Source organism: Candidatus Paralachnospira sp. LCP21S3_A2 (assembly GCF_052118925.1).
Classification (GTDB): domain Bacteria; phylum Bacillota; class Clostridia; order Lachnospirales; family Lachnospiraceae; genus Lientehia.
In genome coordinates, this window is record NZ_JBQKGG010000012.1 from 41,436 (window position 1) to 59,003 (window position 17,568).

At 53.1% G+C, this 17,568-nt stretch carries 19 protein-coding genes and 1 riboswitch; all 19 genes read right to left on the minus strand.

Annotated features, from left to right (window positions below; all coding sequences use genetic code 11):
* Positions 1–3: 3 nt before the first annotated feature.
* The 19 genes from ACTQ3K_RS09390 to tnpA all read right to left on the minus strand — a co-directional run bounded on the left by ACTQ3K_RS09390 (position 4) and on the right by tnpA (position 17,566).
* Positions 4–2,073, minus strand: a complete 2,070-nt coding sequence (locus ACTQ3K_RS09390; RefSeq protein ID WP_441567348.1) for a glycoside hydrolase family 13 protein — start codon at positions 2,071–2,073, stop codon at positions 4–6.
* Positions 2,074–2,394: 321 nt separating this feature from the next.
* Positions 2,395–4,248, minus strand: coding sequence for an ATP-dependent zinc metalloprotease FtsH (ftsH, locus tag ACTQ3K_RS09395; protein ID WP_441567350.1), 1,854 nt, complete (start codon positions 4,246–4,248; stop codon positions 2,395–2,397).
* 12 nt (positions 4,249–4,260) lie between these two features.
* Entirely contained in the window at positions 4,261–4,791 is a 531-nt protein-coding gene (hpt, locus tag ACTQ3K_RS09400; RefSeq protein ID WP_441567352.1) for a hypoxanthine phosphoribosyltransferase, read from the minus strand.
* An 18-nt stretch (positions 4,792–4,809) separates the two neighbouring features.
* Positions 4,810–6,306, minus strand: a complete 1,497-nt coding sequence (gene tilS, locus ACTQ3K_RS09405; protein WP_441567354.1) for a tRNA lysidine(34) synthetase TilS — start codon at positions 6,304–6,306, stop codon at positions 4,810–4,812.
* Positions 6,307–6,456: 150 nt separating this feature from the next.
* A complete protein-coding gene (locus tag ACTQ3K_RS09410; RefSeq protein ID WP_441567356.1) occupies positions 6,457–8,133 on the minus strand; it encodes a SpoIIE family protein phosphatase in 1,677 nt (558 codons plus the stop codon).
* A gap of 154 nt (positions 8,134–8,287) precedes the next feature.
* Complete coding sequence (locus ACTQ3K_RS09415) at positions 8,288–8,878, minus strand: thiamine phosphate synthase (RefSeq protein WP_441567358.1); 591 nt, start codon at positions 8,876–8,878, stop codon at positions 8,288–8,290.
* Positions 8,859–10,118, minus strand: coding sequence for a 2-iminoacetate synthase ThiH (gene thiH, locus ACTQ3K_RS09420; RefSeq protein ID WP_441567360.1), 1,260 nt, complete (start codon positions 10,116–10,118; stop codon positions 8,859–8,861). Before thiH ends, ACTQ3K_RS09415 begins: the two co-directional genes overlap by 20 nt.
* Positions 10,119–10,214: 96 nt before the next feature.
* Positions 10,215–10,979, minus strand: a complete 765-nt coding sequence (locus tag ACTQ3K_RS09425; RefSeq protein ID WP_441567362.1) for a thiazole synthase — start codon at positions 10,977–10,979, stop codon at positions 10,215–10,217.
* A gap of 29 nt (positions 10,980–11,008) precedes the next feature.
* Positions 11,009–11,695, minus strand: coding sequence for a sulfur carrier protein ThiS adenylyltransferase ThiF (thiF, locus tag ACTQ3K_RS09430; protein ID WP_441567364.1), 687 nt, complete (start codon positions 11,693–11,695; stop codon positions 11,009–11,011).
* A 3-nt stretch (positions 11,696–11,698) separates the two neighbouring features.
* On the minus strand, positions 11,699–11,893 hold the full coding sequence (gene thiS, locus ACTQ3K_RS09435) for a sulfur carrier protein ThiS (RefSeq protein ID WP_441567366.1): 195 nt from the start codon (positions 11,891–11,893) through the stop codon (positions 11,699–11,701).
* A gap of 281 nt (positions 11,894–12,174) precedes the next feature.
* A riboswitch (TPP riboswitch) is annotated at positions 12,175–12,283 on the minus strand.
* 34 nt (positions 12,284–12,317) lie between these two features.
* Positions 12,318–12,632 (minus strand): septum formation initiator family protein, encoded by a 315-nt coding sequence (locus ACTQ3K_RS09440; RefSeq protein WP_441567368.1) that lies wholly within the window; start codon positions 12,630–12,632, stop codon positions 12,318–12,320.
* Positions 12,601–13,068 (minus strand): spore cortex biosynthesis protein YabQ, encoded by a 468-nt coding sequence (yabQ, locus tag ACTQ3K_RS09445; protein WP_441567369.1) that lies wholly within the window; start codon positions 13,066–13,068, stop codon positions 12,601–12,603. Before yabQ ends, ACTQ3K_RS09440 begins: the two co-directional genes overlap by 32 nt.
* Positions 13,069–13,080: 12 nt before the next feature.
* Positions 13,081–13,371: a sporulation protein YabP gene (yabP, locus tag ACTQ3K_RS09450; protein ID WP_441567371.1), complete on the minus strand. Its 291-nt coding sequence runs from the start codon at positions 13,369–13,371 to the stop codon at positions 13,081–13,083.
* A 135-nt stretch (positions 13,372–13,506) separates the two neighbouring features.
* Complete coding sequence (locus ACTQ3K_RS09455) at positions 13,507–13,746, minus strand: RNA-binding S4 domain-containing protein (RefSeq protein WP_441567373.1); 240 nt, start codon at positions 13,744–13,746, stop codon at positions 13,507–13,509.
* An 85-nt stretch (positions 13,747–13,831) separates the two neighbouring features.
* Positions 13,832–14,107, minus strand: a complete 276-nt coding sequence (locus ACTQ3K_RS09460; RefSeq protein ID WP_441567375.1) for an HU family DNA-binding protein — start codon at positions 14,105–14,107, stop codon at positions 13,832–13,834.
* 118 nt (positions 14,108–14,225) lie between these two features.
* A complete protein-coding gene (locus ACTQ3K_RS09465; protein ID WP_441567377.1) occupies positions 14,226–14,636 on the minus strand; it encodes a MazG family protein in 411 nt (136 codons plus the stop codon).
* A gap of 39 nt (positions 14,637–14,675) precedes the next feature.
* Positions 14,676–15,224 (minus strand): stage V sporulation protein T, encoded by a 549-nt coding sequence (gene spoVT, locus ACTQ3K_RS09470; RefSeq protein ID WP_441567379.1) that lies wholly within the window; start codon positions 15,222–15,224, stop codon positions 14,676–14,678.
* A 549-nt stretch (positions 15,225–15,773) separates the two neighbouring features.
* Positions 15,774–17,099, minus strand: a complete 1,326-nt coding sequence (locus tag ACTQ3K_RS09475; protein WP_441567381.1) for an IS200/IS605 family accessory protein TnpB-related protein — start codon at positions 17,097–17,099, stop codon at positions 15,774–15,776.
* An 8-nt stretch (positions 17,100–17,107) separates the two neighbouring features.
* The gene (gene tnpA / locus ACTQ3K_RS09480) at positions 17,108–17,566 is read right to left on the minus strand and encodes an IS200/IS605 family transposase (RefSeq protein ID WP_287097016.1); all 459 of its coding nucleotides are present in this window, start codon (positions 17,564–17,566) and stop codon (positions 17,108–17,110) included.
* Positions 17,567–17,568: the final 2 nt, after the last annotated feature.

A 17,568-nucleotide genomic window follows, 5' to 3' on the forward strand; every position in this document is an offset into this window, starting at 1 on the left:
CGTTCAATCCTCCTCATCCTTATCCAGAGAAACCTCTTCCACAAATAAAACAGAGCTTTCCGGAGGCAGTACTATATGAAGCAGCCCCTCCTCCACTGAAACAGGAAGCTGCCCGCTGTTATAGCTGTCGTCTGCAGTCTGCATGATGCGCCGCATGGTTCCGTTCATCGAAACGCCGATCTCCCAGACCGGAAGATCTGCCTCGCGTTCCTCCTCGCTTATATTTACAGCTGTGACAAGCCGGTTATCACCCTGGAACCGGCCGTATGCGATGATCCCGTCATCGGCCAGCAGCGGCTTCAGTGAGCCGATCCGCAGTGCCTGGTTCCGTTTATGGATTCTGGTCATATATTTATGGAACTCGATCAGCTCCAGATCCTCATGTCCCCACGGATACGTTCTCCGACAATCCGGATCCGTCCACCCGCAGACACCTGCCTCATCGCCATAATAGATCGTTGGTGCCCCGGGCCAGGTCATCTGAACCAGCACCGCTATGCGCAGCACTGATTTTTTTATGCCCTCTTCCGCCGCCCTGGCTCCCAGACTTCCCGTCCGTCCCACCGTGCGGTTGGTCCGCGTTAAAAAGCGGGAATGATCATGATTCGACAGCTCGTTCATGGCAACCTGAAGGGACGGCGTCTGGAAGCGGCTCATCTCCCGCAGCATAGTAGAAAAGAATCGGTTTCCATCCCCATAAAGGGAATCCTTCCGTTCATCACTGTGCTTTTCCATACCCGTCAGGAACCAGGTCAGCGGCTCCATGAACGCATCATAGTTCATGACCGTATCCCACTGATCTCCCTGCAGCCAGGCTCCGGGATCACCGTAATGCTCCGCCAGGATCAGCGCATCCGGCTTCGCCTCTTTTACATTCTTCCGGAAATCCCGCCAGAACTGATGATTGAAGGCTTCACTGCGTCCGAGATCTGCCGCCACATCCAGACGCCAGCCGTCGGCATTGAACGGCGGTGACACCCACTTGCGTCCGATCCTCATAATATATTCATAAAGCTCCTCCGACTCCTCATAATTCAGCTTCGGAAGAGTATCAAAGCCCCACCAGCCGTCATAATGGCTGTTATAAGGCCACTGGCCTCCATGGAACTTAAAGAACTTATGATACGGGCTGTCCTCTGCCACATAAGCCCCCTTTTCATAGCCCTCCTGTCCCTCGTAGATCTGCTCCCGGTCCAGCCACTTATGAAAGGATCCACAATGATTGAACACACCGTCCAGGATCACCCGCATTCCCCGTTTATGAGCCTCCTCCACCACGCGGCAGAACAGCTCATTGGAGGCTTCCAGGTTCTCTTTATCCGTCACACGGGCAATATAGCCGCGGGCCGCCCGGTTGCTCTGGCCGACGCCGACGGGACAGACCTCATCGCGGACAATGGTTCCGAAATGAGGATCGATGTAATCATAATCCTGACTGTCATATTTATGGTTGGAGGGAGACACAAACAGCGGATTAAAATAAAGGACCTCCACCCCCAGATGCTTCAGATAGTCCAGCTTACTGAGTACTCCGGCCAGATCGCCGCCGTAGAAGTTATTAACATCCAGTGCCGACGGATACTGACTCCAGTCATCTACATGACTGACCGGCTGGCCGTTGACATACAGATATTCTCCGTCTCTCACATCGTTTTCCAGATCTCCGTTACAGAACCGGTCCGTGAAGATCTGGTACATAATGGCACCCTTCGCCCAGTCCGGCGTATGAAATCCCGGCGTGATCCGGAAGGCACAGTCCCAGTCCGCGGTCTCCGATGCTCCGATCCTGCTGTACCACAAAAGCTCCGTCCCCTTTTCCAGACGGAAGCAGTAAAAAACAGGCTCCTCCGAAAGGGAAAGCGCGGTCTCATAAACATCAAAGATCTCTCCCCTGTGAAGCTCCAGTTCGTATTCTTCCTCTTCGCCCCTCAGCACCAGATACACCCGGCAGCCTTCTCCGGCTGCGGTACGAAAACGGATCGTCACCGTTTCGCCTTTTTCCGGTTCAACCGGACTGCGGTAGTCGGCAGTCTCGTCACTGAACAGGGCACTTTTTCTTATTTTCTCACACATACTATTCCTGCTTTCTTTACCTACCCCATTTTATACCAAAATGAAAGCGGTGTAAAGACAGCAAAACGGACAGCTTTCGCTGTCCGTTTTAGGAGAAGGTATTTCTTTCTTATGGGGTGTAGCAAAACTATATAAAAATGTATTGGGGGGGGTTTTTACGGTTTTTATTATAGCATCCTGCAATTTTAAAGTGTGAACAAACTTTTCCGCTTTTCACGTTTTTTTTTAGTAAATCTAACGGCTCTTTTTCCGATTCTGTTTAAACCATCATAAAAAATTGCCAATTACGGGTGGTTTTCCACAAAATCCCCTCCGGATTTCTTAGTTTTCCACCGTATTTTTGTCCGAGTCCACAAATAATGCCTCGAATTCAGCCCGGCCGATCTTCTCTTTCTCCATGAGAAGCGCCGCACTCTTATGAAGCACATCCTCATGCTCCTTCAGAAGTGCTCTTGCCCGGTCGTAGCAATGATCAATGATCCGCTTTACCTCTTCATCGATGGTGGTCGCAACGCCCTCACCGTAGCTCCTGGTGTGCGCCAGATCCCGGCCGATGAACACGGCATCATCATCACCGCCGTAGCAGATCATTCCGATCCGCTCAGACATACCATACTTGGTCACCATGTCACGGGCGATTTCCGTTGCCTGCTTGATATCCTGGGAAGCGCCGGTGGTAATATCATCAAAGATCAGCTCCTCGGCGATTCGTCCGCCAAGGCTTACAATGATCTCCTGATACATCCGTCCTCTGGTATTGAACATCTCATCCTTCTCCGGCAGAGGCATGGTATAACCTGCCGCACCGACACCGGTAGGGATAATCGATACTGTATGGACAGGCCCCACATCGGGAAGCAGATGGAACAGGATCGCATGGCCGCTCTCATGGTAAGCGGTGATCCGCTTGTCTTTCTCCGTGATCACCTTGCTGTGCTTCTCCGCACCGATTCCGACCTTTACAAAGGACCGGTCAATATCCTTCTGGCACAGATACCCGCGGCCTTCCTTTGCCGCCAGGATCGCTGCCTCGTTCATCAGGTTTTCCAGATCGGCTCCGGTAAAGCCTGCCGTGGTCTGCGCCACCTTCTTCAGATCTACATCCTCGCCCAGGGGCTTTTCCTTTGCATGGACCTGAAGGATTTCTTCCCTGCCCTTCACATCGGGCCGTCCCACTGACACCTTCCGGTCAAACCGGCCGGGACGCAGGATCGCAGGATCCAGAATATCCACACGGTTTGTCGCCGCCATGACGATAATCCCCTCATTGGCTCCGAAGCCGTCCATCTCCACCAGGAGCTGGTTCAGGGTCTGCTCTCTCTCATCATGACCGCCGCCCATACCGGTTCCTCTCCGTCTTGCGACAGCATCGATCTCGTCGATGAATACAATACAGGGGGCATTTCTCTTGGCATCCTCAAACAGATCCCGGACACGGGACGCGCCAACGCCCACAAACATTTCCACAAAATCCGAACCGGAGATACTGAAGAACGGAACGCCCGCTTCTCCGGCAACCGCCTTGGCAAGCAGCGTTTTTCCGGTTCCGGGAGGGCCCACCAGGAGCACTCCCTTGGGGATCCGCGCACCCACCTTCATGTATTTTCCCGGATTTTTCAGGAAGTCAACGATCTCCGCCAGATCCTCTTTTTCTTCCTGCAGACCGGCGACCTTATCAAAGTCCACACCATTGCCGTCCCGCGTCACCCGCGCACGGCTTCTTCCGAAATTCATCATTTTCCGGCTGGAGGAGTTTTCGCCTCCGCCGGACATCGCCCGGTTCACCATGGAAAGGATCAGCATTGCGATAATGAACATACCTACCAGGATCGGAATGACAATGGTAAAGAACGTATCGTCATCCGGAACACTCTTCATGGTAACGGGGATCCCGTTATCCACCAAAAGTGCTTTCACCTCGCTGATGTCATCCACATACCAGGTCTGGGGGGTTGTTCCGTTATTAAAGCTCAGCTTCACCGCACCGGTGGGAACTTCCTTATTGGGGGTGATCACCGCCGAAACGATCTGTCCGCTCTCCACAGTCGTCTCCAGATCCTGCCAGGATCCTGTCTCCGGCTGGAAACCGCCCCGGTACAGCCAGATAAACACGGCTAACACCACCGCCAGCATGACAAAATAAAAGCCAATTCCACTGTTTTTCTGTTTCTGCAACTCCGGGCCTCCTTATTCTGCCGTCACCACTGCTCCGATATAGGGCAGATTCCGGTATTTCTGATCATAATCAAGGCCAAAGCCCACAACAAACTCATCAGGGATCGAGAAGCATGTATAATCCACAACAACTTCCTTCTTCACACGTCTGGAGGGCTTGTCAAGAAGTGTACAGATCTTGATGTCCGCCGGTCCGCGCTGCTTTAAAATCTCAACAAGATAGCTCAGCGTTCTTCCGGAATCGATGATATCCTCTACGATCAGCACATGCTTTCCTGCCAGGGGCTCATCAAGGTCTTTGATGATCTTCACAACACCACTGGACTGTGTTCCCGAGCCGTAGCTGGACACGGACATAAAATCCAGGGAAACGGGAACACTGATCCGCTTTGCCAGCTCGCAGGTAAAGAACACGCCACCCTTGAGCACACAAATCAGATGTACCTCCTTGCCTTCATAATCCTTACTGATCATCGCACCGATCTCTTTGATCTTTGCGTCTACCTCCTCCTCAGGAATCAAAACCTTGATCTTGTCATCCATAACTGAATCTCCTTTTTCTTATTCTTTTGTCACTGCCGCTTCCAGAACCCGGACAGTTGTTTCCGTGATCTTATACGCCTCACTGATCCGTCCTCCGGTGATCCACAGCACATGATCCTCCTCCGCCAGAAGCGGGATCTGATCCCGCAGGACCGCCGGGATCTTTTCATTGACCATATACGCCTTCACGGTCTGTTTTCTTCCATCGGAAAACGCCTGGAACCAGTCCCCCGGCCGCCGCTTCCGAAACGAAAGTCTATTTTTAATTTTATCATAATCAAACCATTTCGTATACCTGTTTTCCGGAATTTTTTGTCCCGGCTGCCGCATGGATACCCGGCAGGTCAGCCGCCAGCCCTCCGCACAGACTGTCACGGGAGCACCGTCCGGCTCAGGAAGAAACCATTCCGATTTTTCCGGATCTGCCTGATCATCTGCCCCTTTGTTTTCCTGATGCTCTGTCTCTCTGCCGCCTGTTTCCGCATAGTTCACACCGTTCGCAGCCTCTGTTTTCCGTTTTCCCGATACAGTCCTTCCAATTACGATCTGTTCATATTCCCTTCTCGCGGTAAGTCCGCCGGGAAGCATGACCTGCCGTCCGGTCTGTTTTTCCAGAAGCCCCAGTACGCTGTCCGTATGGCGCATGGTCAGATCCTTTAAGCTCCCTGTCAGCCGGGAAACCGCCGCCCGGATCACCAGTCCTGCCCGGACATGGCTCAGCCTTTCCAGTTCCTTTACAGGAAGAGACATCTGCTCTGCAGCATGCACTGCGCCGTGCTGCTCCAGCCAGGCCCTTGCCTGCTGCTGCTCCTCCTGCCCGATTTCTCCTAACAGCGCGGCTGCACGGACGATGTGCACCGCGGCCTCCCGGTTGATGATCTCCGCCTCCGGCATGATCCGCTTTCTTATCCGGTTCCTGCTGTATTCCACCGACTCGTTGGTGCTGTCCCGGCAAAACGGGATCTGCCGTGCCGCCAGCCACTCCTCGATCTCCTCCCTGCTGCTGGAAAGCAGCGGACGGATCAGCATCCTCCCCGGCCCGAATCCGGTTTTTGCCTCCATGCCGGAAAGTCCCTTCAGTCCGCTCCCGCGCAGCAGATGGAACAGCACGGTCTCCGCATTATCATTCAGGTTATGAGCAACGGCCGTGATCCGGCTTCCGGTCTCCTCCATGACCTTCTGAAAGCTTTCCCGCCGCACCATGCGCCCGGCCTCCTCTTCGGTCAGATGCTGTTCTTTTGCGATCATCGGCACATCACAGGAAAATCCATGGAAGGGAATCTTTAAGGACTCACAGTACTTCCGTACAAAGGCCTCATCCCGGTCTGCCTCCGCTCCGCGGATCCCGTGATTCACATGGACCGCCTCCAGACGGATCTCCAGCTCTCCGGACAGCTCCGTGAGCAGCGTAAGCAGACAGATGGAATCCGCCCCGCCGGAAACTCCGACAACCACCGTTTCCCCCGCCTGTAAAAGCTGCTCCTGCGCAATAAACCTCCGTACCTTTGAAAGCATGGCTGTGTTCCTTTCTGTGTATATAAAAGCCCCGGATCCGCAATCTCCGGGGCCTTTCCTGTTCTGCATGAACGATGCTTATCCTTCTTCTGCTATCATAGCATACGCAGCTTTTTAATGCAAGCTGCCACGATCATTTGATACCGGCCTTCACGCCCTCCAGATCCCCACTGCCAGCACAGTCATATCATCCCGGCACAGTCCGTCGGATTCCTTCGCCAGGCGCAGGATCTCATCTGCCGTATCCTGAAGATTTTCCCCGGATGTGCATGCCAGGATCTCCCTCATGGTCTCTTCCTTGTCTTCGCCCCGCAGGGCGTCCAGTACACCGTCAGTAACCATAATGATCTTATCGCCGTCGGAAAGGGAAATTTCCACGCTTTCCGGAGCCGCCTCCTTCAATACTCCAGCCGGCAGGGCTGCCGCCCGGATCGTGTCGATATGGCGTCCCTTTTTAATGAAGGTCGTCACGCCGCCAGCCTTCACAAACTCGCAGACTCCCGTGTAAAGATCCGCCACTGCCAGATCTACGGTAATGGGACGCTGTTCCCGCTCCTTTAAAAGCAGGACTGCATTCATGAGACGCAGCGCCTGTTCCAGGCCGAAGCCGCCGGACATGAGACGCTCCGCCAGCTCCATAACCACCTCACTGTCCCGAAAGGCCGCTCTGCCGGAGCCCATGCCGTCCGCCACACCGAACAGAAGCTGGCTGTCGGGAAGCTTGCAGAAGGTAAAATTATCCCCGGAAACAGCGGCGCCCTCTCTGGATGCCCGGGCGATCCCATGGAGCATCATATAGGCCGGTGCCTTGATCAGATGGATCGTACAGGTTTCCCTGGCAATGATCCGCCGGCTCTCCAGCGACGGCAGAAACGGCTCTCCGGTGATCCTGCTTACCATCTCCGCCAGCTCCCGCACCGTCATGCAGCGGTTTCCCATGGCACGTACCGTAAGGTATGCTTCCCTCCTGCCGTTTTCCTGCTCCAGGATCAGGATCCGTTCCGCCCGCACCCGCCTCATGCGCAGCTCCCGTCGGATCCGGTCACGAAATTCCGGCGACAGATCCTTTACCGAATCCAGCTCTCCGGAGAGCTGGCCCAAAATCCGTTCCACCTCCAGAAATCCCTCTGCCACAGCCTCCCGGCATTCCTCATACCGCCCGCGCCAGACTGTTTCTGTCCGTTCCCGTTCTTTTTCGTTTTCCTTCTTCTGTCCCGGCAGAACCGGAATTCCCTCTTCCACCACGCACTCATCTTCCGCCGCCGTGATCCCGGCACTGCTACACTGGCACAGCGTTTTTGCCAGCCGTTCCATCGCCTCCGACACGGCCCGCACCCGTCCTGCCGCCATCCGCTCCTTTCCCGGAAAATCAAAGAAAATAGGCTGGACCGGTTCCTTCCGGACCGGTTCCCGGTGGCAGAGACTTCCCGGTGTCATAAGAAACACGGCTGCCGCCGTCAAAAGGCAGATGCCTTCCCGTCCAACAGCCTCCGGCAGATACAGCATTCCGACGGCTGCCGCCCCCGCCAGATACCCCAGCGTACTGGCTCCCTTTCCAAGGCTTCGAAACAATCCCGAAAGAACGCCGGTGAGGCAGAACACTCCCATAAAAGAAATATCACCCAGCCAGATGGTTTCCATGATCCCGCAGCAGGTCCCGGCCACCGCACCGACACCTGCCCCAAACCGATACCCGGTATATAAAATGCTGAAATAAAAGCCTGTCCGCACAAGAGCCGCCGCCGTCCCGCCCTTTTCCAGCACTGCCGTCAAAAACAGTCCGAGCGCAATGGCCATCCCCGCCCGGAGCCATGTCTCTCTCTTCATTCCCATACCTCCCTGAGAGACTATTATAGCCGGTTGAAAACGGAAAGGCTGTCGAACGGTGGCGGCGGGACAGGAGAAATTTTCGCGTTTTTTCGCACTGCAGGGGCGCCGATCGAGAAACATACAAGCTCGCCTCCACCCGCACGGCGCTCTGCTACAGTTTCATAAATCCGGACATCATGCACCCGCCGGCGGCTCCTGCTTCCATGACCTCAGGAAGCCGCTCCGGAGTGATGCCGCCGATGGCGTAGACCGGCACGGGGCAGACCCGGCAGATTTCGCGGACGAAGCCGGTTCCGCTCCCTTTCAGGCCCTTTTTGCAGTCCGTCTCAAAAATGGTTCCGAGCACGATCTGAGATGCGCCGCATTCCACGGCAAACTGCATATCCTCCATGCTGTGGCAGGACACGCTGATCCGGTCAAACTCCTCCCGAAGCTGCCTGCGCTCCTCAGGCATCATGGCATCCAGCGCCGGAACGGAAAGATGAAGATTCCGGCAGTTCAGCTCTTTTGCAGACGGTATTCTGGAATGAAGGAAGCAAAGCACCTCCTCCTTCCGGCAAAGCGCCAGAACCTTCTTCGCCAGTGCCGTATATGCCGCGTCCGAAAGGTCCTTTTCCCGCAGGATCAGTCCATGGGGCTGCAGGCGGAGCACCCGTTCAATCTGTTCAAGGAAATCTCCCTTTACCAGCGCCCGGTTTGTGATAACGATGGTATGCTCATAACTACACATAAATATAATCATTCAGAACCGGCTGAAGCCCGCCCTGCTCCATATCCTGATACATTTTCTCAAAGGAACGGCCGTCGTTGATCTCGAACTGCTCATCACCCACATCGGCGTCCTCCTTACCCTCGTATTTCTCCTCATGATCCCCGATCCCGGTGGAAACACCGGCCGAAACCTTTGTGGCACAGATCTTCGTAATGCCGTTTCGGAACGCTTCACTCTCCCGGCTGGAAACAGTGATCCCGGCAAAGGGCAGGAAAATCCGGTAAGCGCAAAGCACCTGGCACAGCTCCTTTTCACCCACATCGCGTGGATTGATCTTGTCGTTGTTGACGATGGGACGAAGTCTCGGACAACTCAAGGAAAGCTCCGCATGGGGATATTTCCGGTTCAGGTAATACACATGAAGGGCTGTCGCAAGCGCATCCTTCCGGAAATCATCCAGTCCCAGAAGGGCAGAAAATCCGGCGCCGCGCATGCCGCCCATCAGTGCCCGCTCCTGGGCATCAAACCGATACGGCCATACCCGCTTATGCCCCATAAGATGAAGCGTTTCATACTTTTCCGTATTGTAGGTCTCCTGGAATACGGTCACATAATCCACACCGCATTCATGAAGATACCGGTATTCGTCCACATTGACCGGATAAATCTCGATTCCGATGTTCCGAAAATATTTGCGCGCGATCTTCACCGCCTCGCCGATGTATTTCACATCGGAATAAGCACGGCTCTCGCCGGTCAGGATCAGGATCTCCTCCATGCCGGTTTTTGCGATCACCTGCATTTCATGCTCCACCTCTTCCATGGTGAGCTTCTTGCGGCGGATTTTATTATAGCAGTTGAAGCCGCAGTATACGCAGTAATTCTGACAGTAATTGGCAATATAAAGAGGCGTGAAAATATAGACCGTATTACCGAAATGATTCTTCGTGATCTTCTCCGCCTTTCTTGCCATCTGCTCCAGATACGGAGCCGCCGCCGGTGACAGAAGGGCCTTGAAATCCTCGATGGAACAGCTCTCCGCCGAAAGCGCCCGCTCCACATCAAGGGCTGTGTACGCATCATAATCATACGCCTTCATGGCCTCCAGCACCTTATCCTTAATATCTGACCTGATGACCTGCATTCCATCCATGTACTTCATGTGATCCGTCCGGAAGGTCGGATCCTGCTCCAGACGGTGCTTCCGCTCCAGTGCTGCCGGCGGCAGTTCATCACTGTCAATAAAATAAACCTGATTCTCCTCGTTCATGTTCATTCTCCTGTTTCTGTCTGTACCTTGATTTTTTCATTTGACGGGAACGATTCCGCGCCCGGTTCGGTTCCGTTTTGCTCCGGATCGTTACTCTTAATGTAAAAATCCGGTCAGTGGATCCGATGCGCTTCCGCCTCTTGCCAGCACCCGGCCCATTCCGGTCAGATAAGCCTTCCGTCCTGCCTCGATCGCAAGTCTGAAGGCAGAAGCCATTTCGGGAACATTTCCCGCTGTGGCGATGGCCGTGTTTGCCATGATCGCGGCCGCACCCATTTCCATGGCTTCGCAGGCCTGGGACGGCTTGCCGATTCCGGCGTCCACAATGATGGGAAGATCGATCTCATCGATCAGTATCTGGATCATCGCCTTAGTTGCCAGTCCCTTGTTGCTTCCGATAGGTGCTGCCAGCGGCATGACCGCAGCCGCACCGGCGCTCTGGAGATCTCTTGCCACGTTGAGATCGGGATTCATGTACGGCAGAACCACAAAGCCCTCCTTCGCCAGGATTTCCGTTGCCTTCACGGTCTCCTGATTATCCGGGAACAGATACTTGGCATCGCGCATGATCTCCACCTTCACGAAATCCCCGCAGCCCATGGCGCGGCTGAGCCGTGCGATCCGGACTGCCTCCTCGGCATTGCGGGCGCCGGAGGTGTTGGGCAGCAGTGTAACGCCCTTGGGAATATAATCCAGGATATTTTCACTCTCCTGGGTATTGGCACGGCGCAGTGCCAGGGTGATGATCTCTGCCCCGCCCTGCTCCACGGCAGCCTTGATCAGATTCATATTGTATTTTCCGGAGCCTAAAATAAACCGGCTGTGAAACTCTTTTCCTCCAAGCATAAACTTATCTTCCATGATATCGTCTCCTTTTCTTTATCGTACTTTTATGCTTCCATCAGAAGCTGGATCACCTTATTAGCCTGATGGGCCGCACATGCTGCCACCCGCGGTGCCATAAGCCCTGTTCCGTTTCCCACATCCGTTTTCCGGTCGCCGCATACATACAGCCGCCTCATGACCTGTGCAGTCCGGATCTCGTTGACATCACCACAGCCTGCCATGCCATTTCCCGATACGACTGTGGTTTCCGGACACTGGGACAGAAGCTCCCGCACCAGCATAGCCTTCTGATCCGGCTTATCAAAAGCTTCACAGACAATGGCATATGTCCCGAACAGCTCCTTCACGTTTTCCGGTGTCACACGGACGCAGACCGACTCATACTCAATATACGGGTTGATCTGGTTCAGGATCTCCGGAAGTGCCTCCGCCTTTGGCTTCCCAAGCTGGGGGATCAAGTACATCTGTCGGTTCAGATTTGTCACATCGACTGTATCAAAATCCACCAGAAGAAGCTTTCCGATCCCGCTTCTGGCCAGCATGACCGCAATGTTGGAGCCGAGTCCGCCAAGACCGGCTACCGCCACACGGGCGCCCCGCAGCTTCTCCTGCATATCCCTGGGAAATCTGGCATCAAAGGCCTGATCCAGCTCCTCTCTGGAAATCCTCGCCCGCATAGTCTCGCGGATCGATGCCTGTGGCTGTGTCCCGTTCTCCTGTAATACTCCCATGCTTCAGCCTCCTCCCACAAACCGGAGGACTTCGATTGCATCATCGTCCTGTATCATAACCGCTCCCAGCTGATCCTGGGGCACGATCTCCAGATTCCGCTCCACCACGACCCGGCTGCTCTCATACCCGGCTTCCTCCAGGTATTCCAGCAGCGTCTTTCCTGCCGTCTGGACGGTCTCTCCGTTAATCACTGCCATACGTGTTCTCCTTCCTGCTGTTTTATCTGCTGTTTTAGCTTCACAGGAAGGTGCGTCCTGTGAAACTGAAAAAACGTCCGCGGATATCCGCAGACGTTTCCATATACTTCCATATTCCGCCGGGATATACCACAAGATCAGTATGCTCCGGCGCCTTTTTGTGTTGTGAAAAGTGGTGCCCCCAGTTCACAGAAAACAAGGTACCCTGTATATCCGGAAATTGATCGGAATTTCGAATTTCCATCATACAAAAAGGACTGCATGCCAAAGCGCATACAGTCCATCAATGACTTGTATTTCCCTACGTTGGCATTATCCAAATCAGGTTTCAGGTCAAGACTCTTTAAGTCTACTCTCAGCCCATCTCTCTGAGCTCCCCGTTTTCGTGTTTTATTTTAACGCATTTTCAGAAGGATTGCAAGCCCTATTCCTCACTGTTCGGCTTTAAATAGGTCTCTCCGGGCTTTACAAGTCCCAGCCTGCTTCTTGCCACATCCTCCACATACTTCTTTGTCTGAATATAAATCTCTTCTTCCTCCAGAGATTCTGATTCCTTCTGGGCTTCTTCGATCTGCTTCTGAAGCGCCGCCGCCCGGTCCGAATATCCGCTGTCGGTTTTTTTCAGCTTATTCGTTGTCAGGATGAGGCTTCCGCAAAGGAGCGCTGTTACAAACAGGATTCCGAAGAGCACAGCCTTGCTCTGCTTTTTATATCGTCTTTTTCTGTTTCTTCCTGCCATTACGCGTCCTTTCGTTCCCGACCTTTCTGCCCCGGTCCATGATGTTGTTTCTCTCTGCCTTTATTTTAAGGGTTTTCCCTGCGTTTTTCAAGAGATGAAGCCCCTTTTTTACCGGAAATATCAGGATTCTCAGAATCCGCCCCAGCAGCCATCTGAAAAACCGGACGAAAAGCGGACTCAGCGTGATATGATACAGCCATGCACCTGCTCCGGCACCGGCCAGAATATACCACCGTACCGTTCCGTTATTGCCGGAAAATAAAAGCCAGAACAGGGAACACGCCGTAAAACACCAGTACACCAGATCCTCAAGCGAGCGTACTCCCTGCCTGTGACGGATCACACCCCGCAGGATCCGAAGCACGTCATACAGGGCCGCCAGACCGATGCCCCAGAGCACCGACCGAAGCAGGAGGCTCCCCTCGTCTCTGATCATGCTGCTCACCACTTACCCGAACAGGCGGGAGAAGAACGACTCTCCCTGCCCTCTCCGCTCCCGGATCTGGGCATAGGAGAAGCTGTCCACCCGGCCGCCGATATCCACCTCGCCCTGCTCCACCGTCAGCCGGTTCACCTTCAGATCGTCACCCTTCACGGTCAGTGTTCCCTGGCTTGTCTCCAGAACGATCTCTTTTTCATCAAAGGAGACCACCTCCGTCACGCCGCTGATCATCGCCATAGCGCGCCGGTCCAGCATTACCTTGTGAGGCTTCATGGACTTCTGTTTCTGCTCTTCCATCTTACCGCTCCCTTCCGCATATTCCATAGCATTCTATGCGAAAAACACGAAGCCTATGACCGAAGAGCACGTTCTGACTGTCCGCTGCACAATGCCGGGCAGCTGTCCCGCCCCTGAGCCTGTGATTCCGCCGTTTTACAGATAACGAAACATTTCTCCGGCATCCTCTTTCTTTGTGCTTTCCTGTACCTTCAGCACCTCCGCCTTTACGGAACGGTTTCCGAACTGTACCTCGATCACATCACCGACCTTTACGTTTAAGGACGCCTTGGCCGGTTTGTCATTGACCAGGACTCTTCCGCCGTCACATGCCTCATTTGCCACTGTGCGCCGCTTGATGATCCGCGACACCTTTAAAAATTTATCCAGTCTCATGTTCTTTCTCCCGTATCATAAGAAAAACTGCCGCAGACTCTGCGGCAGCTCCATAATCCCATAACTCTCACAATCCATTCAGGATTTATGCGTTTACCAGATCCTTCAGTGCTTTTCCAGCCTTGAACTTGGGCATTTTGGAAGCAGCAATGGTCATGGTCTCACCGCTTCTGGGGTTTCTTCCCTCTCTTGCTGCTCTCTCGGAAACTTCAAAGGTACCGAAGCCTACGAGCTGAACCTTATCTCCTGCCTTTAACGCTTCTGCTACTGTATCAGTCAGAGCCTTTACTGCCTTTTCCGCATCTTTTTTGGATAATTCAGCCTTCTCAGCAACGGCTGCGATTAACTCAGTCTTGTTCATAATGTTTATTCCTCCTAAGGTCATGATACATCGTTTGTTCTTGCTCTATTATTTATAAACTGCCTGCGCCTGTTTGTCAAGAAAATTCCCTGTTTCCCGGGATTTTCCGCCGGTTTGCTTACAGACGGATCCCGTTTTTCCGTGCTTCCTTTTCCTGGCGCTTGATCTCATTCCAGAGCTCGAGGCTTTCCTCCGGAGTCTGACATGCCTCATCGCCGAACACATGCGGGTGGCGCCGGATCATTTTTCTGCACAGCACACCGATCACGTCCTCCACGGTGAACTCCCCGTTTTCCTCTGCAATCCGGCTGTGGAGCATGACCTGGAGAAGAATATCTCCCAGCTCCTCGCAGAGATTTTCTGTATCCTGATTGTCGATCGCCGCAATCACCTCATCGCATTCATCCGTCAGACATTTTTTCAGGGATTCATGGGTCTGCTTCCGGTCCCAGGGGCAGCCATGCTCCGACCGGAGCTTTGCAATGATCTCCCTCAGTTCCGAAAAGGTATACTTGTCCTTTAATTCCATCGTCTTATCCTCCTGCCCACAAGCATACCACAGCTTTCCTTAACTTTCCATCTGTTTTCCAAGAAATCCGGCTGCGATCACTGCCAGCTTCTGCTCCTCCGCACCGATCTTCACTGCCGGATCACGGTTCAGAAGCACCACCGCCCCGATGGCATCTCCCTCACAGAGGATCACAGCTGCTGCCTGTCCGGTGTATTCACCGTTATCCTCTGCCGTCACAGGGATCATCGCCCCGCCTGCCCGGTTTATCAGAATATTTTTCCGCGACAGGATCATCTGCTCCAGCGCCTTGCTGATCTCCTTCTGGAGCAGCTCCCGCTTCATGCCGCCCGCTGCCGCCAGTACCATATCCCGGTCCGTCACACAGACTGCCAGCCCCGTCGCCGCCGCCAGCACCTCCGCATACTGCTTCGCAAAGCTTCCAAGCTCCGCCATGGGCGAATACTTCTTCAAGATGATCTCACCCTCATGGTCTGTGTAAATTTCCAGCGGCGTTCCCTCACGGAGCCGCAGGGTTCTCCGGATCTCCTTCGGTATCACGACCCGTCCCAGATCATCGATCCGGCGGACAATCCCCGTTGCCTTCATAAAAAAATTCCTCCTGCTTCTTACATACTTTCCATAATTTGTGTTGTATGGGTAGTATGTGAAAAACAGGAAGAATTATGTGTTTAAAATCTCATTCCAAGTCCGTTCTGCATCTGCGCTGCAAAGCAGGAACGATTTCCATTTTCATTATGGACATTTAAGCCATACTGTCAAGCTGTTCCGCCGCTCTGCCTTCTTTTATTTTTCCCCGGAAAGACCGTGCCATACAGGACGCCCGATTGCCTGAAGGAATACGCTGGTAGCTTTCTGTACACAGCAGAAAATAATCGTACACATATAAATCCGGAAGGTCATTACCGCAAACTGATTATACAGAGCGCTCTCACTTCCGAAAATTCCAATGATCTGCATGGGGAACAGGTGAACCTCACATGACTAAAGTCACGTGCTTCTCAGCCGCTTTAAGCGGCAAGACTCTATATCGGCGGATACGCCTGTGACTTAGAAGCTGTACGGGTTACGCACATATCCCGGCCGTTTTCGGCCAGTTTCCACATCCCAGGTAGTCCGCTGCATATCTGCCTGTATCTATGCTGTATAACGGCTTCCCAGTTCCTGGCTGAGCAGCCGCAGGTCTGCATAAACACATGAAGTTCTACGCTTCACTGCAGGTACTTTTGCCTCCAGTGAAGACCTTTCCGTCTCCGGCAAGGGTTTTATAAGCTCCCGTATAAAATATCTCGCTCCGATATTATAGGCTGCTGACAAGTCGCAGTTGTATTGTTTTCCTGTTGTAAAGGTACACAGGCTGTGGTTCTCCGGGTTTCGTGCCACTATCCCGCTTCCGTCAAAAGCCTGCCTGCTGGTATTGCGGGCGTTGACTCTGGATACACGGATTCCGCTCCTGTGAGCCTGGTGCTCACACAGCTTCTGGATATCCCGTTTTCTCCACATATGAAGTCTTTGTTTCATACTTCCTGTTTTCTTTCCCTGCATTTCCAGATACTCAAAGACAATCACATCTGCCTGCTGTTCCCGGGCATAGGCCGTAATGGCACCGGATACGTTCCGGGACAATTCCATATTCAGCCGCTTTGCGTATGCCCAGCGGTTATGAGTCTGTCCGGCTCCATGCTGTCTCTGAAATCTGCGGATTCTGCCAAGCACCCGGTAAAGCCGGTCTTTATCACTGGGGAAGCTTATAAACCTTCGTCCCAGGACAGTTCCGTCTGCCCGCATGATCGTACAGACCGCATCCGTATTGATTCCCAGATCCACACTGCAGATGGTCTGAGCTTTTACAGCCGTTTTAGACAGGTTTTTCTCTTCTGTATAAGAAAACCGCAGAAAATATTTGTGATGCCGTTTCTCCAGAGTGGGCGCGGACGCTTTTTCCCCTGCCCAGTGCTTTCTAAGGTATTCCATATCCGTGTGCAGCAGTCTGACCCGGAACCATTTCCAGTCATGACCATCATACAGCTTCAGACACGCTACATCCTCTGTCTCTCCTGCTTCTCTGTACATCACATCCCGGTAAAATACGGGCATGGCATGGTTTTCCTGTGTAAGCTTCGGTTTCCCGGTCAGTTTTCCATTTTCCCACAATTTCAGCCGTGTTTCATAGGAAGCTACGCTTCCCAGTGCATGCTGAATCGCAGAACGCCTCAGATAGGACGGAAGTTTTGGAAAATGCAGGTCAAAATCATACCGGGCCTGATTCTTCTTTGTCCCGTGAACCAGATGCTCTGCCTCATTAAACCGTTTCCTTGCATTCGAAATTTCGGAAAGTTCACCCCAGGCTTCTGTATATACCTGAATCAGATAACTGACTGCAGAGCGGTAAATGCGCAGCGTATAGCGAATGGGAATATTCTGTTTTCTGATTTCTACACCATAGCTGGATGTCACCTGCATACAAGACCTCATTCTCCGTTGTAGGAACTCTTCGTTTTCTCTTTTTCTTTCTGGCCTTCGATATAGGTTAAAATCTGCTCCCGGCTCCTGTCACTGACCGTCACCGCACAGTAGGAGGGGTTCCATAAATGACCGCCCCACAGCTGCTTCTTTAATTCCGGATGGGAAAGAAACAGCTTCCTTGCCAGATTTCCTTTCATAATCTTGATCATGTCGGAAATAAAAAACTGCGGCTTACAATTCACCAGCAAATGAATGTGATCCGGCATAACCTCCATGGCCAGAATCTGAAAACGGTATTCCTCCGCCAGCGCCTGCAGCATCTTCTTACATTCCACATCTAATCCATCTACCAGAACCTTTTTCCGGTACTTTGTACACCAGATAAGATGATACTGCAATGAGTACACATAGCCTCTACCATATGAAAGTGTGTTTTCTTCGATAGTAAATATATCTTTTTCCATGT